Source organism: Variovorax sp. 22077, from assembly GCF_052044195.1.
Classification (GTDB): Bacteria; Pseudomonadota; Gammaproteobacteria; order Burkholderiales; family Burkholderiaceae_C; genus Variovorax; species Variovorax atrisoli.
Genome location: NZ_JBQEQC010000131.1, coordinates 1 through 346 on the forward strand (window position 1 = coordinate 1; position 346 = coordinate 346).

Annotated in this window: 1 protein-coding gene; it reads right to left on the reverse strand. The window is 49.4% G+C overall.

Annotated elements, in window-relative coordinates; all coding sequences use genetic code 11:
- Positions 1-196 (reverse strand): DUF1007 family protein (locus ACTJLF_RS34820; RefSeq protein ID WP_440884933.1); only part of this gene is annotated, 196 nt, incomplete at its 3' end.
- Between the last annotated feature and the right edge of the window lie 150 nt (positions 197-346).

The following is a 346-nucleotide window of genomic DNA, read 5'->3' on the forward strand; positions in this document are numbered from 1 at the left end:
TTGCATTTCCCGCGTCATACAGGAGATCGGCCGAGGTGATTTCATCCATCGTCCAGCGCATTTTCAGGCCGCTCAGCTGCGTGCCGTCGGTGACCAGCTCGGTTTTCAGGCTGATAAAACTGTGAGGATGTGCGCTGGCGGTAAAGGTGATAACCGCCAAAAATAACGCCATCGCATTTTGTTTAACTGTCTGCATCAATTCCTCACGTCAAAAATTCTGTGATGTTCGCCAGCAATCCTGAGTGAAAGGCCTGCCGGTACGCTTTTCAGCGTCGATCCTTTAGCTATTCCTACCAGACATTCACACTGGATACCCAACAGATGATGACAACGCTTGAAATTCCAT